This window comes from Rubritepida flocculans DSM 14296 (assembly GCF_000425365.1).
GTDB lineage: Bacteria > Pseudomonadota > Alphaproteobacteria > Acetobacterales > Acetobacteraceae > Roseococcus > Roseococcus flocculans.
Genome location: NZ_AUDH01000002.1, coordinates 22,317 through 37,258, shown reverse-complemented (window position 1 = coordinate 37,258; position 14,942 = coordinate 22,317). Strand labels below are relative to the sequence as shown.

At 74.2% G+C, this 14,942-nt stretch carries 10 protein-coding genes; 2 read left to right on the top strand and 8 right to left on the bottom strand.

Annotated elements, in window-relative coordinates:
* Positions 1-42: 42 nt before the first annotated feature.
* The gene (locus H596_RS19740; RefSeq protein WP_037299789.1) at positions 43-1,572 is read left to right on the top strand and encodes a bifunctional metallophosphatase/5'-nucleotidase; all 1,530 of its coding nucleotides are present in this window, start codon (positions 43-45) and stop codon (positions 1,570-1,572) included.
* Here H596_RS19740 and trpS read toward each other — a convergent pair.
* The 4 genes from trpS to mutS are packed head-to-tail and all read right to left on the bottom strand — an operon-like array spanning position 1,547 to position 9,512.
* Entirely contained in the window at positions 1,547-2,548 is a 1,002-nt protein-coding gene (gene trpS / locus H596_RS0102650; RefSeq protein ID WP_027283583.1) for a tryptophan--tRNA ligase, read from the bottom strand. The two genes, H596_RS19740 and trpS, sit on opposite strands and share 26 nt — an antisense overlap.
* A 55-nt stretch (positions 2,549-2,603) precedes the next feature.
* The gene (gene murJ, locus H596_RS0102645) at positions 2,604-4,148 is read right to left on the bottom strand and encodes a murein biosynthesis integral membrane protein MurJ (protein WP_027283582.1); all 1,545 of its coding nucleotides are present in this window, start codon (positions 4,146-4,148) and stop codon (positions 2,604-2,606) included.
* Complete coding sequence (locus H596_RS19735; RefSeq protein ID WP_084602535.1) at positions 4,148-6,916, bottom strand: [protein-PII] uridylyltransferase; 2,769 nt, start codon at positions 6,914-6,916, stop codon at positions 4,148-4,150. Before H596_RS19735 ends, murJ begins: the two co-directional genes overlap by 1 nt.
* 10 nt (positions 6,917-6,926) lie before the next feature.
* Entirely contained in the window at positions 6,927-9,512 is a 2,586-nt protein-coding gene (gene mutS / locus H596_RS0102635; protein WP_027283581.1) for a DNA mismatch repair protein MutS, read from the bottom strand.
* Positions 9,513-9,607: 95 nt separating this feature from the next.
* Here mutS and H596_RS0102630 point away from each other — a divergent pair, with 95 nt between their 5' ends.
* The gene (locus H596_RS0102630; protein WP_027283580.1) at positions 9,608-11,902 is read left to right on the top strand and encodes an NADP-dependent malic enzyme; all 2,295 of its coding nucleotides are present in this window, start codon (positions 9,608-9,610) and stop codon (positions 11,900-11,902) included.
* On the opposite strand, the gene H596_RS0102625 is transcribed toward H596_RS0102630, so the two are convergent.
* From H596_RS0102625 to H596_RS0102610, 4 genes are read right to left on the bottom strand one after another with little or no spacing between them, the layout of a single operon-like run.
* Positions 11,892-12,248, bottom strand: a complete 357-nt coding sequence (locus H596_RS0102625; RefSeq protein ID WP_027283579.1) for a helix-turn-helix domain-containing protein — start codon at positions 12,246-12,248, stop codon at positions 11,892-11,894. The two genes, H596_RS0102630 and H596_RS0102625, sit on opposite strands and share 11 nt — an antisense overlap.
* A 40-nt stretch (positions 12,249-12,288) precedes the next feature.
* Complete coding sequence (locus H596_RS0102620; RefSeq protein WP_027283578.1) at positions 12,289-12,813, bottom strand: Smr/MutS family protein; 525 nt, start codon at positions 12,811-12,813, stop codon at positions 12,289-12,291.
* A complete protein-coding gene (locus tag H596_RS0102615) occupies positions 12,810-13,499 on the bottom strand; it encodes a LutC/YkgG family protein (RefSeq protein WP_027283577.1) in 690 nt (229 codons plus the stop codon). Before H596_RS0102615 ends, H596_RS0102620 begins: the two co-directional genes overlap by 4 nt.
* A complete protein-coding gene (locus tag H596_RS0102610; RefSeq protein WP_027283576.1) occupies positions 13,496-14,917 on the bottom strand; it encodes a LutB/LldF family L-lactate oxidation iron-sulfur protein in 1,422 nt (473 codons plus the stop codon). The genes H596_RS0102615 and H596_RS0102610 overlap by 4 nt, the downstream gene beginning before the upstream one ends.
* Positions 14,918-14,942 lie beyond the last annotated feature (25 nt).

Here is a 14,942-nt window from a genome sequence, read left to right as displayed (position 1 = left end):
CCGCGCTTGCGCCGGCACGCGCTCCGGCCGCAGGCTTGCGCCATGATGCTGCGCCGACACCTGCTCGCCGCCGGCCTCGCCCTGCCCGCGCTGCGCCCCGCGCGCGCCCAGGGGGCGAGCCGGGCGAGCCTGATCCACCTCAACGACTTCCACAGCCGGCACGAGCCCATCGCGGCCAGCGGCGCGGCCTGCGGGCCGGGCGCCTCGGCCTGTTTCGGGGGGGCGGCGCGCATCGCCACCGCGATCGCCGAGGCGCGCGAGGCCGCCCGCGCCGAGGGCCGCCCCGCCCTGCTGCTCGATGCGGGCGACGCCTTCCTCGGAACGCTGTTCTTCACCCATCACGAGGGGCTGGCCGAGGCCGCCGTTCAGCGCGCCTGGGGCGTTCAGGCCTTCGCCCTCGGCAACCACGAGTTCGACCGCGGGCCCGCCGTGCTGGCGCGCTACATCGCCGCGGCCGAGTTCCCCGTGCTCAGCGCCAATCTCGACGCCACGGCCGAGCCCGAGCTGGCCGGCCGGATCCGCCCCACCCTCAGCTTCCGCAACGCCGCGGCCCGGCTGGTGGTGGTCGGGCTGACCACGCCGGAGACGCCCAACATCTCCTCGCCGGGGCCGAATCTCCGCTTCACCGACCCGGCCGAGGCCACCGAGCGCGCGGTGTGGGAGGCGCGGCGCGAGGGGCCGGCCACGGTGGTGCTGCTCTCGCATCTGGGGCTGGCCGCCGACCGTCGCCTCGCCGCCCAGGTGCCGGGGGTGGATGTCGTCATCGGCGGGCACTCCCACACGCTGGTCGCGCCGCCGCTGGTGGTGGAGGGGCCGGACCGGCCGGTGGTGATCGTCCAGGCCGGCGCGCATGGGCGCTGGCTGGGGCGGCTCGACCTCGACCTCGCGGCGGATGGGCGGGTGGCCGCCCATGCCCAGACCATGCGCGAGCTCGACTCCGGCATCGCCGAGGACGCGGCGGTGGCCGCCCTCGTCGCGCGCTTCGCCGCCCCGCTGGAGGCCATCCGCCGCGAGGTGGTGGGCCGCCTCGCCGCCCCGCTCGAGCATGCGGGCTGCGCCTCGGGCCCCTGCGCGCTGGGCGCGCTGGTGGCCGAGGCGATGCGCCGCGCGGCCGGGGCCGAGATCGGCTGGCAGAACGGCGGCGGGCTGCGCGCGGGCCTGCCCGCCGGCGAGGTGACCCTGGGCGATCTGCTGAGCACCCTGCCCTTCGGCAACACCCTCGCGCGCGTCACCCTGCGCGGCGAGGCGGTGCGCGCGGCGCTGGAGAACGGGCTCTCGCGCCTGCCCGGCCCTTCCGGCCGCTACCCGCAGCTCGCGGGGCTGCGCTTCCGCGCGGAGCCGCGCCGCCCCGCCGGGGAGCGGGCGGAGCAGATCGAGGTGGAGGTGGCGCCCGGCGAGTGGCGTCCGTTGGAGCCCGGGCGCGCCTACCGCATCGCCACCAACAATTTCCTGCGCCGCGGCGGGGACGGCTACGCCGTCTTCGCCGAGCAGGCGCTGGAGGCGCAGGACGACGGCCCCCTGCTGGAGGACCTGCTGCGCCAGGCCCTCAGCGGCGCGGCAGCAGGCCGATGATGCGCTTCGCCTCGGTGATGACGGGCTGAGCGATCGCCTCCGCCCGCTCGGCCCCGCGGTGCAGCGCGGCGTCCAGCGCGCCGGGATCCTGCAGCAGGCGCAGCATCTCGGCGCGGATGGGCGCGAGATGCGCCACCAGCGCCTCGGTCAGCACCGCCTTGAACTGGCCGAAGCCCTGGCCCGCGTGCTCGCGCAGCACGTTCTCCGGCAGGGTGCCGGTCACGGCGGCGAGGATGCCCACCAGGTTGCGCGCCTCGGGCCGGTTCTCGAGGCCCGAGAGGTGTTCGGGGATCGGCTCCGGGTCGGTCTTGGCGCGGCGGATCTTGAGGGCGATGGCGTCCGCGTCGTCGTTGAGGTTGATGCGCGACTGGTCCGAGGGGTCGGACTTCGACATCTTCTTCGTGCCGTCGCGCAGGCTCATCACGCGCGCGGCCACGCCCTGGATGAAGGGCTCGATGCGCGGGAAGAACTCCACGCCGTAGTCGTGGTTGAACTTCTGCGCGATGTCGTTCGCGAGTTCGAGGTGCTGGCGCTGGTCGTCGCCCACCGGCACGCTGGTGGCCTTGTAGGCCAGGATGTCGGCCGCCATCAGGTTGGGATAGACGTAGAGGCCGGCGCTGGCGTTCTCGCGGTCGCTGCCGGCCTTGTCCTTGAACTGTGTCATGCGGTTCAGCCAGCCGATGCGCGCCACGCAGTTGAAGATCCAGCCCAGCTCCGCGTGCGCGGGGACATGGCTCTGCACGAAGAGCACGCATTTCTCGGCGCTGAGGCCGCAGGCGAGCAGGGCGGCCGCCATCTCCCGCGTCTGCGCCAGAAGCTGCGCGGGCGGCTGGAACTGGGTGATGGCGTGCAGGTCCACGATGCAGAACAGGCACTCGTGCCGGTCCTGCATCGGCACCCAGTTGCGGATGGCGCCGAGATAGTTGCCGAGCGTGGGCACGCCCGAGGGCTGGATGCCGGAAAAGACGCGGGTCATGGACAATCCCGAACCAGGGTGAGGGGCGGAGGGTTCCCGCGCGGCGCGCGCGCGGTCAAGCCCGGCGGCGGCGCAGCAGCCCCCGCATCTGGCGCAGATCGAGCCCGCCCAGAAGATGCGCCAGCCCGAAGAAGGCGACGAGGCCGAGCGCGCAGCTCGCCCCCAGCACCAGCGCGCCCATCGCCCCGCGCTGCGGCAGGCCGAACAGCCCGGGCAGCGCCAGCAGCGCGCCCATCAGCAGCGCCGCACCCAGCAGCCGGGGCAGGCGCCGGCGCAGGCTGCGGTCCAGCACCAGCAGCGAGCGGCGCATCAGCAGCCCACCCAGCAGCGCCACGTTGAGCCAGGCCGCGAGCCCCGTGGCGAGCGCGATGCCCGCCGCGCCCAGCCCGCCGCCGGCGAGGAAGAGCAGGTTCAGCCCGAGATTCGCCGCCACCGCCAGCAGCCCCGCCAGCACGGGCGTGCGCGTGTCTCCGCGGGCGAAGAAGGCGGGCGTGAGCGCCTTGACCAGCACGAAGGCGACGAGGCCGAAGGCGTAGGCGCGCAGCACCATCGCTGTCTCGGCGCTGGCCGCGGCGTCGAAGGCCCCGCGCTCGAACAGCACAGCGATGATGGGCGCGGCCAGCACCGCCAGCGCCACCGCGGCCGGCAGCGTCAGCGCCAGCGAGACCTCCAGCGCGCGGTTCTGGCTGCGATGCGCCGAGAGGGGCTGGCGCGCCGCGATCTGCCCCGCCAGCAGCGGCAGCAGCGCGGTGCCGATCGCCGCCCCCACCACGCCCAGCGGCAACTGCGCCACGCGGTCGGCGTAGTAGAGGAAGGCCACCGCGCCCGTGGGCAGCAGCGAAGCGATGATCACGTCCACCGCGAGGTTGAGCTGCGTCACGCCTGCGCCGATCACGCCTGGCACCATGCGCCGCAGCACCATGCGCTCCCCCTCGCCGAGCGCGAGGCGACGGAAGGGGTTCAGCGCCATGCCCGCCTGCCGCGCCGCCCACCAGACGAGGCCGAGCTGCAGCACGCCCGAGGCCAGCACCCCCCAGGCCAGCGCATGCGCCGGCGTGGCGACGAAGGGCGTGAGGCCGAGCAGCGCGGCCATCGCCATCACGTTGAAGAACACCGGCGCGGCGGCCGCGGCGGCGAAGCGCGAGAGCCCGTTCAGCACGCCCGAGACGAGCGCGGCGAGGCAGATCAGCAGCAGATAGGGAAAGACGATGCGCGTCAGCTCCACCGCCAGCGCGAACTGCGCGGGCCGCCCGGTGAAGCCGGGCGCCAGCACTGTCAGGATCTGCGGCGCGAACAGCAGGCCGAGCAGGGTGAGCAGCGCGAGCCAGAGCCCCATCAGCCCGGCCATGCGCTCCGCGAGGCGCTGCGCCTCGGCGAAGCCCTCGCGCGTCAGCGTCGCGGCGAAGGCGGGCACGAAGGCGGCGTTGAAGGCGCCCTCGCCGAACAGGCGGCGGAACAGGTTGGGCAGCTTGAGCGCGACGAAGAAGGCGTCCGCCACCGGCCCCGCGCCGAGCTTGGCCGCGATCAGCACGTCGCGCGCGAAGCCCAGGATGCGGCTGGCCATGGTCCAGCCGCCGACGGTCGCGATGGAACGCAGCATCAGGCGCGCTGGGCGGCCTCGCGCACGGCCGCGGCGCCGCCGCCGACCGGGGGCTCGGGCTGGGCGAGGGCGGCGAGCAGCGCCTCGCGCAGCGCGGCCAGCTTGCGCTCGTTCTCGATCTTCAGCCCGAACACGTCCTTCACGTAGAACACGTCCACCGCGCGCACGCCGTAGGTGGTGATGTGCGCGGAGGCGATCTGCAGCCCCTGTTCGCTGATCGCGGCCGTCACGTCGTGCAGAAGGCCCGGGCGGTCGCGCCCGTTCACCTCGATGACGGTGTGGGTGTTGGAGGCGAAGTTGTCGAACACCACGCGCGGCGGCACGGTGACGGCGGCGAGCCGCGCGGGCTCGCGCCGCACCTTGCGGATTTCCGCCTCGAGGTTCAGCCGGCCCGAGAGCGCCTGCTCCACCAGCACCGACAGCCGCGCCAGCCGGTGCGGCTGGTCGAAGGCGCCGCCCGCGCTGTCCTGCACCCAGAAGGTGTCCAGCGCCATGCCGTTGGTCAGGGTGTGGATGCGCGCGTCCACGATGGAGGCGCCCGCCACCGCCAGCGCGCCCGAGATGCGGCTGAACAGGCCCGGATGGTCGGCGCAATAGACCGTCACCTCCGTCACGCCGCGGTCCTCCAGCACGCGCGTGCTGACGGTGAGCGGGGATTTCTGCCGCTCGGCGTCGCGGATTAGGGCGGCGTGGCGGGCGTGGGTCTCGGAGTCGAAGGAGAGCCAGTAGCCGGGATAGCCGAGCGAGAGGTAGTGCTCCGCCTCCGCAGGGCTGAAGCCCGCCAGAATGGCGGCGGCCGCCTCCTTCGCGCGGGCCACGCGCACGTCGCGCTCGGGCACCGTCATGCCGCCGGCCAGCACCTCGGAGACGCGCCAGTACACCTCGCGCAGCAGCGTCGCCTTCCAGGCGTTCCACACGCGGGGGCCCACGGCGCGCATGTCCGCCACCGTGAGCACCAGCAGCAGGCGCAGCCGTTCGGGCGACTGCACCTGGTCGGCGATGTCGAGGATGGTCTTGGGGTCCTCGATGTCGCGCTTGAAGGCGGTCTGCGAGACGAGAAGGTGGTGCAGCACGAGCCAGGAGACGGTCTCCGTCTCCTCCGCGCTCATGCCGAGCCGGGGGCAGATCTCCTGCGCGAGCCGCGCGCCGAGCTCGCTGTGGTCGCCGCCGCGGCCCTTGGCGATGTCGTGGATCAGCGCGGCCACGTAGAGCGCGCGGCGGGACTGGAGCTGGCCCATGAGTTCGGTGGCCACCGGCGCCACCTCGGCGAGCGCGCCCGTCTCGATCTGCTGCAGCACGCCGATCGCCTCGATCGAGTGCTCGTCCACGGTGAAGACGTGGTAGGTGTCGAACTGCATCAGCCCGACGATGCGCTGCCACTCGGGAAGGAAGCGGCCGAGGAAGCCCGCCTCGTTCAGGAAGCGCAGCCATTTCGCCGCGTCCCTGCCCATCAGCAGGTCGAGGAAGAGGGCGCCCGCCTCGGCGTCGCCGCGCAGCGCCTCGGCCCGGCGCGCGTGGCGGATCAGCGCCCGGATGGCCAGCGGATGGATGGAGAGACATCGGTCCCGCGCGGCCTTGACGATGCGCAGCATCAGGATGGGCTCGCGCGAGAAGTCGCGGTCGGGCGGGGCGGCGACGAGCTTGCCGTCGGCGAAGGCGAGGCCCTGCGCGGCCAGCGCGCCGTCGCCGTCGCGCCGCTGCGCGGGCGGGCCCAGCGCCGCGCGCTCGATGGCCGGCTCCAGCACGCGGGAGAAGCGCACCACGTCCCGCGCCGTCAGGAACAGGTGCTTCATCAGCCGCTCGGCGCCGTCCTGCAGGCCGTGTCGCGTGTAGCCCATGCGCGCGGCGATGACGGGCTGCAGGTCGAAGGTCAGCCGCTCCTCGGCGCGGCCGGTGACGTAGTGGAGGTGGAAGCGCAGGGTCCAGAGGAAGATCCAGGCGCGGCGGATGGCGTGCGCCTCGCGCTCCGTCAGCAGCCCGCCGCCGGGGCTGTCGGGGCCCACCAGCTCGGGCATGCGCTGCACGCCGAAGGCGTAGCGCGCGAGCCAGTAGAGCATCTGCAGGTCGCGCAGGCCGCCGCGGCCCTCCTTCACGTGCGGCTCGACCAGGAAGGGGCTTTCGCCGTAGCGGGCGTGGCGCTCGGCGCGCTCGGCGCGCTTGGCGGCGAGGAAGGGGCCGAGACCGTCCTTCTTCCGATGCGCCTCGAACAGCGCTTGGAAACGCTCGAAGGGCGCGCGCTCGCCGGCCAGGAAGCGGGCGTCCACCAGCGCGGTCATGATCGTCGCGTCGCGCACGCCCTCGGCGAGGCATTCCTCCGGGCTGCGGGTGGCGTGGCCGATCTTCAGCCCGAGATCCCACAGCAGGTAGAGGGTGAACTCGATCAGCCGCCGCGTGCGCGGCCCCGGCTGCGCGGCGGTGAGGAAGAGCAGGTCTATGTCGGAATGGGGCGCGAGAACCCCGCGCCCGTAGCCGCCCGTGGCCACCAGCGCGAAATCCAGCGAGGGCGTCGCGGCGTCGCCGGGCGGAACCATGGCGGCGGAGTAGGACTGGATGGCGAGGATCACCTGGTCCATCAGCCCCGCGAGGCGGCGGCCGGCGCCCAGCCCGTTCGTCTCCCGCCCCTCGAAGGCGCGCTGCACCCGCGCCTGCACCCCGCCGAGTTCCCGCCGCAGCAGGCCGAGGGCGACATCGCGCGCCACCGGCCTGCCTTGCGGCATCAGGCGTTCGAGGAGGCCAGGCTCGGCCAGGGCGGCCGCCGTTCCATTCATGCGACGATACTTAGCCTTTGTGCGCGGCCGCTGCGAGGGCCTTCAGGGCATACAACGCCTCCAGCGCCTCGCGGGGTGACATGGCGTCCACATCCATGCCCGCCAGGGCGGTGGCGACGGGGTCGGGCGGCGGGGCGGCGGGCCGCGCGAAGAGCGGCATCTCCTCGGCCAGCCGGTCCTCGCCGCGCGCGGCGCGCGCCTCCAGCGCGGCGAGCACCGCGGCGGCGCGGCGCAGCACCGGCGCGGGCAGGCCGGCGAGCTTCGCCACCTGCACGCCCCAGCTCCGCTGCGCCGCGCCCTCGGCCACGCGATGCTCGAACACCACCTCGCCGCGCCATTCGCGCACCTGCATGGCGGCGAGGCGCAGCTCGGGCAGCCGGTCCGCGAGGCGGGTCAGCTCGTGGAAATGCGTGGCGAAAAGGGTGCGGCAGCGCAGCCTGTCGTGCAGCGCCTCGAGCACCGCGGTCGCGATGGCGAGCCCGTCCCAGGTCGCGGTGCCGCGCCCCACCTCGTCGAGGATGACGAGGCTGCGCGGCGTGGCCTGGTGCAGGATGGCCGCCGTCTCGGTCATCTCGACCATGAAGGTGCTGCGCCCGCCCGCCAGATCGTCCGAGGCGCCGACGCGGGAGAAGAGCCGGTCCACCAGGCCGATGCGCGCCTCCTCCGCCGGCACGAAGAAGCCCGCCTGGGCGAGGATCACCAGCAGCGCGTTCTGCCGCAGATAGGTGGATTTGCCGGCCATGTTCGGCCCCGTGAGCAGGCAGACGCGGCGGCCGGGCGAGAGGTCGCAGTCATTGGGCACGAAGGCGGGGCCGCGGGCCCGGCGCAGCGCGGCCTCCACCACCGGGTGCCGCCCGGCGCGGATGGCGAAATCGGGCCGCTCCGTCAGCTCGGGGCGGCACCAGCCGCCGCCGGCGGCGAGTTCCGCCGCGCCGGCCAGAACGTCGAGCGCCGCCATCTCCTGCGCCGCGGCCGCGATGGCCTCGCCATCGGCCAGCACCAGCCGGCGCAGATGGGCGATGACGAGGCGCTCGCGCCGCGCCGCCTGCTCGGCCGCCTCCGCGAGCCGGCGATCGAGCGCGGCCAGCGCGGCGCAGGTGAAGCGGTGCGCGTTGGCCATGCTCTGGCGATGGATGGGCGCGAGATCGCCAGTCGCCCCGGGCGGGGCGGCGCGCAGCAGCTTCTCGCCCGCCGCCGCCGGCACCTCCGCGAGGTAGCCGAGCTGCTGGTGGTGCCGCACCTTCAGCGCGGCCACGCCCCAGGCCTGGGCGAGATCGAGCTGCATGGCCGCGATGGCGCCGCGCGCGTCGTCGCGCAGGCGGCGCTGCGCGTCCAGCTCGCCGTCATAGCCTGGGGCGATGGTCCCGCCTTCCTCGATGCGGGCGGGCAGCGTCTCGGCCAGGGCGCGGGCGAGTTCCTGCGCCAGCGCGGGCAGCGCGCCGAGCCGGGGCACCGCCGCGCCCAGCAGCCCCTCGCCGCGGGACGCGAGCGCCTCGGCCATGCGCGCGGCGCGCGCGAGCCCGTCGCGGATGGCGCCGAGGTCGCGCGGGGCGAAGCGGTCGAGCGAGAGGCGCGCCAGCGCCCGCGCCATGTCGGGCGCGCCCTTCAGCGCCGCGCGCAGGCTGGCGCGCAGCGTGCCGTCGGCCAGCAGCGCGGCCACCGCATCGTGCCGGGCGCGGATGGCCGCGAGATCGTCGAGCGGGGCTGCGAGCCGGGCGGCGAGCTCGCGCGCGCCCGCGCCGGTCAGGGTGCGGTCCACCGCCGCGCGCAGCGAGGCGCCGCGCGGGCCGTCCAGGATGTCGAGGCTGCGGCGCGTGGCGGCGTCCATCGCCAGCACGCCGCGCAGGGCCTCGGGCACGGGCGGCGAGAGGCGCGGCAGCGCCCCGCCCTGTGTGGCGCGCACATACTCGACGGCCAGCGCGGCGGCCGCCACCTCGCCCTCGCTGAAGGTGCCGAAGGCGTCGAGGCTGGCCACGCCGAGCGCCTCGGCGAGCCGCCGCGCCGGCTCGCGCGGCGGCGGGAGGGTGGCGGCGCCCTCCACCTCCATCCCTTCGGCGGCGATGATCTCGGCGGGCTCGAGCTGCGCGCGCAGCGCGGGAATCTCGGGCGCGGCGCGGGTGCGGAACTCGCCCGTGGTCACGTCGAGCCAGGCCGCGCCGCCGGGGGCGAGGGCGAGCAGCCAGGCCGGGCGCGCGGCCTCCAGCAGCGCCTCCTCCGTGGCGGTGCCGGGGGTGACGATGCGCACCAGCTCGCGCCGGATGGTGGGGGCGCGGCGGGCCTTCGCCTCCTCCGGCGTCTCCATCTGCTCGCAGATCGCGACCCGGAAGCCGGCGCGCAGCAGCCGCGCGAGGTATCCCTCATGGCTGTGCTGCGGCACGCCGCACATGGGGATGGGGCGGCCCTGGTGCTCGCCGCGATGGGTCAGCGCGAGGCCGAGCGCCTCGCTCGCGGCTTCCGCATCCTCGAAGAACAGCTCGTAGAAATCGCCCATGCGGAAGAACACCAGCGCATCCCCCGCCTGCTGCTTGGCGGCGAACCACTGGGCCATGGCGGGGGTGGCCCCCGCCGCTGTCACGCGCTGTTCCACGCGGCGCATGTAGCGAGGCGCTTCGCAGCCGCGAAGGGGTGCGCTTCGCAGCGCGGCGCGCGAGGGTTACAAGGCCGAAAGACCAGACAAGGGCAGGCACGGCCATGGACGACACGCGCCCCGAGGCGAAGCAGGACACCCGCACCGCGCGCATCACCGGCGAGGAGGCGCTGGCCCTGCACGCCGAGGGCCGGCCCGGCAAGCTCGAAACCCGCCTGACCAAGCCGCTGGTGACGGCGCGCGACCTCAGCCTCGCCTACAGCCCCGGCGTGGCCGAGCCCTGCCTGCACATCCACCGCAACCCCTCCCTCGCCTACGACTACACGAGCAAGGGCAATTTCGTCGCCGTCGTCTCCAACGGCACGGCGGTGCTCGGCCTCGGCAATCTCGGCGCGCTGGCCGGCAAGCCGGTGATGGAGGGCAAGGTGGCGCTGTTCAAGCGCTTCGCCGACGTGGACGGGATGGACCTCTGCATCGACACGGAGGACGTGGACGAGTTCGTCAACTGCGTGCGTTTCCTCGGGCCCAGCTTCGGCGGCATCAACCTCGAGGACATCAAGGCGCCCGAGTGCTTCGTCATCGAGCAGCGCCTGCGCAAGCTGATGGACATTCCCGTCTTCCACGACGACCAGCACGGCACGGCCATCGTCGCCGCCGCCGGGCTGATCAACGCCGCGCACCTGACGGGGCGCGACCTCGCGACCACGCGCCTCGTCATCAACGGGGCGGGCGCGGCCTCCATCGCCTGCGCCGAGCTGCTGCGCGCCATGGGCATGCGGCCCGAGAACATCGTGATGTGCGACACCAAGGGCGTGCTCTGGCGCGGGCGCACCGAGGGCATGAACCAGTGGAAGTCGGCGCACGCCGTCGAGACCTCCGCGCGCACCCTCGCCGAGGCGCTGGAGGGCGCGGACGTGTTCTTCGGCCTGAGCGTGAAGGGCGCGCTGACGCAGGAGATGATCCGCCGCATGGCGGAGAAGCCCATCATCTTCGCCATGGCCAACCCCGACCCCGAGATCACGCCCGAGGAGGCGCGCGCCGCGCGGCCGGACTGCATCATCGCCACGGGCCGCTCCGACTATCCGAACCAGGTGAACAACGTCCTCGGCTTTCCCTTCATCTTCCGCGGCGCGCTGGATGTGCGCGCCAGCACGATCAACGACGCGATGAAGATCGCCGCCGCCCGCGCGCTGGCCGAACTCGCGCGCGAGCCGGTGCCCGAGGAGGTGGCGCGCTCGGGCGCGGGCAAGCGGCTCGTCTTCGGGCCGGACTACATCATCCCCAACGCCTTCGACCCGCGCCTGATCAGCCGCGTGCCGGTGGCGGTGGCCGAGGCCGCCGTGCGCTCGGGCGTGGCGCGCAAGCCGCTCGTGGACCCGCAGCGCTACGCGCGCGAGCTCACCAACCGGCTGGATGCGGCGGCGAACGCGCTGGAGGCGATCCATGAGCGGGTGCGCGCCAACCCCCGCCGCGTGGTCTTCGCCGAGGGCGAGGAGGAGAGCGTGATCCGCGCCGCCATCGCCTTCCGCAACGCGGGCTACGGCACGCCCATCCTGGTCGGGCGGGAGGAGCGCATCCACGCCACCGTCGCGGGCCTCGGCGTGCGGCTGCCCGAGGGCATCGAGATCCACAACGCCCGCGTCTCCTCGCAGAACCTGCGCTACGCCGAATGGCTCTACGCGCGCAAGCAGCGCGAGGGCTTCCTGTTCCGCGACATCCAGCGCCTGGTGAACAACGACCGCAACGTCTTCGCCGGCTGCATGGTGGCGCTGGGCGATGCGGATGCGCTGCTGACGGGCGAGACGCGCAGCTATTCCGTCGCGCTGGAAGGCGTGCGCATGGCGCTGGACGCCGAGGGCGTGCTGTTCGGCATCACCATGATGATCGCCCGCCGCTCGGGCACGGTGCTGGTGGCCGACACGGCCATCCATGAGCGGCCGGATGCGGCGACGCTCGCGGCCATCGCCACGCGCAGCGCCGGCGTGGCGCGGCGGCTCGGCCTCGCGCCGCGCGTCGCCTTCCTCTCCTTCTCCACCTTCGGCGACCCGAAGGGCAGCATCCCGGGCTCCATCCGCGACGCGGTGAAGCTGCTGGACGAGGCGCGGCCCGACTTCGAGTACGACGGCGAGATGGGCGCGGATGTGGCGCTGGACGCGAATCTGCGCGCCTCGCTCTACCCCTTCTGCCGCCTCAGCGGGCCCGCCAATGTGCTGGTGATGCCGGGGCTGCACGCGGCGCACATCCTCACCAAGGCGGTGCCGCACCTGACCAGCGCCACCACCATCGGCCCGGTGCTGATGGGCCTCTCGCGGCCGGCGCAGATCGTGCCCACCGGGGCGGGGGTGAACCAGCTCCTCGACATGGCGACGCTGGCCGCCTACCAGGCCATCAGTCGCTAGAGGCGAGCAGCCGCAGGATCGCTTCCACCCGCTCCTCCGGCAGCTCGCGGATGCGGCGGGCGAGAAGGTTCGCGAGCTCCGTCGCGCGCGGGCTGAGGCCCGAGGTGTCCACCACCACGCGCGGGTGCGAGAGGCGGGCGAGCTGCACCAGCTCCTCCGCCTCATCCCAGATCAGCCCGAAATACTCGTTCACCTGGTGGATGAGGCCCGCGGAGGGCCGGCCGCGCCGGCCGTGCTCCAGCGCCGAGAGATAGGCGGGCGAGACGTGCAGCGCCGCCGCGAGTTCCGTGAGCGTGACGCCGCGCGCCTCGCGCAGCGCGCGCAGCCTGGCGCCGAAGGGGGTCATGGCCTGTCCTGGCGCGCGGCCGCCGCGCGAGCCCCGCGCGTCATCGCCGCCGCCGCAGAAGCAGATGCACCGCCCCCGCATTGGCCTTGTGCGGATGCGCCGCGCCGAGGATCAGCCCGCGCAGATCGGCCGCGTTCAGCCAGTGCGGCAGCTCGCGCCGCAGCACCCCGCCCTCGGGCGTGCCGCCCTTGCCGGTGACGATGCACACCACGCGCAGCCCCTCGGCCTGGGCGGCGAGCAGGAAGCCGCGCACCGCCTCATGGGCGCGCGCCGCCGTCATGCCGTGCAGATCGAGCGTGCGCGCGGGCTTCAGCGCGCCGCGGCGCAGCGCCGTCCAGCGCTTCGCGTCCAGCCCCGGCGGCTGCACGCCGATGCCGAGCTCGGCCGGCGGCGGGCGCGGGGCGGGCGGCGGGGGTGGGGCGGCCGGGCGCGGCGGGGGCGTGACGGTGACGGAGGGGGCGGGCGGCGCCTCGGGCAGGGCGCGGCCGGGCAGAGGCCGCACGCTGCGCGCCACCGCGGCCCAGAGGGCGCGCTCCTCCTCGGTGAGGGCGCGCGCGCGCCTCACGGCGCGGAGAGCGCGGCCGGGTCGTCGTCCACCAGAAGGATGTGCAGCCGGCGCGGGCCGTGCGCGCCGAGCTCCAGCGTCTGCTCGATGTCCGCGCTGCGCGAGGGGCCGGTGACGAGCATGACGTTGCGCGGCATGCCGCCCAGCTCGGCGCGCAGCAGGTCGAAGGCCTCCTCATAGGCGCCGAGGATGCGGCTTGCGCGCAGGAACACCAGCGCCGTGTCGGGCAGAAGGTTGAGCGTGGTGGGCCGGTCGGGGGCGGAGGGCAGCATGAGCGTGCCCGTCTCCGCGATGCCGGCGAAGCCGTGCTGCAGGCTCACCGCGTCCTCCGCCGCGCCGCGCCGCGCCTCGACCTGCAGCATGGGGCGCGAGGACCAGTCGAGGGCCATCAGCTCCGGATGCGGGGCAAGGGCGAGGCGCGGGGGCAGGTTCTGCGCGGCGAGGAACTCGGCCACCGCCGCCGGAACCTCCCGCGCATCGGCGAGGCGGCGGACGCTGCCGAACTCCTTCTCCACGTTGCGGATGAACAGCGCCACCTGCTCGGCGCGCGGCAGGCGCGAGCGCGCGGGGATGAGGTGGCGCGGATGGGCGGCGAGCCGCGCCTCGAGCATCAGGCGCTGGTCGGCCGGCAGGGGGCCGCGCTTCAGCCCCCGCCGGATGGCGGAGAGGATGGCCTCCTTGCTCATTTCCGCCGCTGCCTCGCCGCGTATTCGGCCATGAAGGTGCGCCCCTGCGGCACGGGAAGGTCGCGCCCCACCGTCCAGCCGCGGGCGAAGGGGAGCGAGGGCAAGGCGCCGCGCCCGCGCGCCAGAAGCCGCAGCGCCGCCACCGCCGCCCGGGTGGCGAGGCGGTAGAGCTCCGGCCGCTTCGCGAACCAGGCCCAGAGGGCGAGGTTGGTGCGCGCCGCGCCGGGCTGGAGGTGGCGCTCGAACTCCCGCTCGCGCCAGTGGCGCATCATCTTCGGCAGCGGGATCTTCACCGGGCAGACGCTCTCGCATTTGCCGCAGAAGGTGCTGGCGTTGGGCAGATGCCCCGCCTTGTCCACGCCGATCAGCGAGGGGGTGAGCACGCTGCCCATCGGCCCCGGATAGACCCAGCCATAGCTGTGCCCGCCCACCGCGCCATAGACCGGGCAGTGGTTCATGCAGGCGGCGCAGCGGATGCAGCGCAGCATCTCCTGGAACTCGGTGCCGATCATCTCGGAGCGGCCATTGTCCACCAGCACCACATGATACTCCTGCGGCCCGTCGAGGTCGCCCGGGCGGCGGCCGCCGGTGGAGAAGGTGGTGTAGACGGAGAAATCCTGCCCCGTGGCGCTGCGCGCCAGCAGCCGCAGCAGGGAGACGCAATCCTCCAGCGTGGGCACCACCTTCTCGATGGAGGCGAGCGCGATGTGCACGCGCGGCAGGGTCTGCGTCAGGTCGCCATTGCCTTCGTTGGTGACGATGACGCTGCTGCCCGTCTCCGCGATCAGGAAGTTCGCGCCGGTGATGCCCACATCGGCGGCGAGGAACTTCTGCCGGAGCTTCGCGCGCGCCTCGGCCAGGATGTCGCGGCGCTCGGCGAAGACGCGGTTCGGGTCGAGGTCGGTGTGGGCGCGGCGGAAATCGGCCTCCCAGTCCTCCCGGTTGAGGTGGAAGGCGGGGGCGATGATGTGCGAGGGCGTCTCGCGCCGGAGCTGGATGATGTATTCGCCGAGATCCGTTTCCACGGGCCGGATGCCGTGCGCCTCCAGATGCGCGTTGATCCCGAGCTCCTCGGAGATCATGGACTTGCCCTTGGTGACGGTGCGCGCGCCCGCCTCGCGGCAGATCTTCAGCACCGCCTCGCGCGCCTCCTCGGCGGTGCGGCACCAGTGCACCGTGCCGCCCGCGCGCTCGACATTCGCGGCGAAGGTCTCGAGGTAGAAGTCCAGATGGGCGAGGGTGTGGTTCTTGATGTCGCGTCCGATGTCGCGCAGCGCCTCGAACTCCGGCAAGCGGGCCACCGCCTCGGCGCGGCGCTGCAGGAAGGCGCCCTTCGCCTTGCCGAGCGCCTTCTGCAGCCCGGGGTCGGCCAGGGCGCGGGCGGCGTTGTCCTTGAAGGCGGGGGAGGTGACCTGCATGCCCGATGCTTACCGCAGCGCGCCG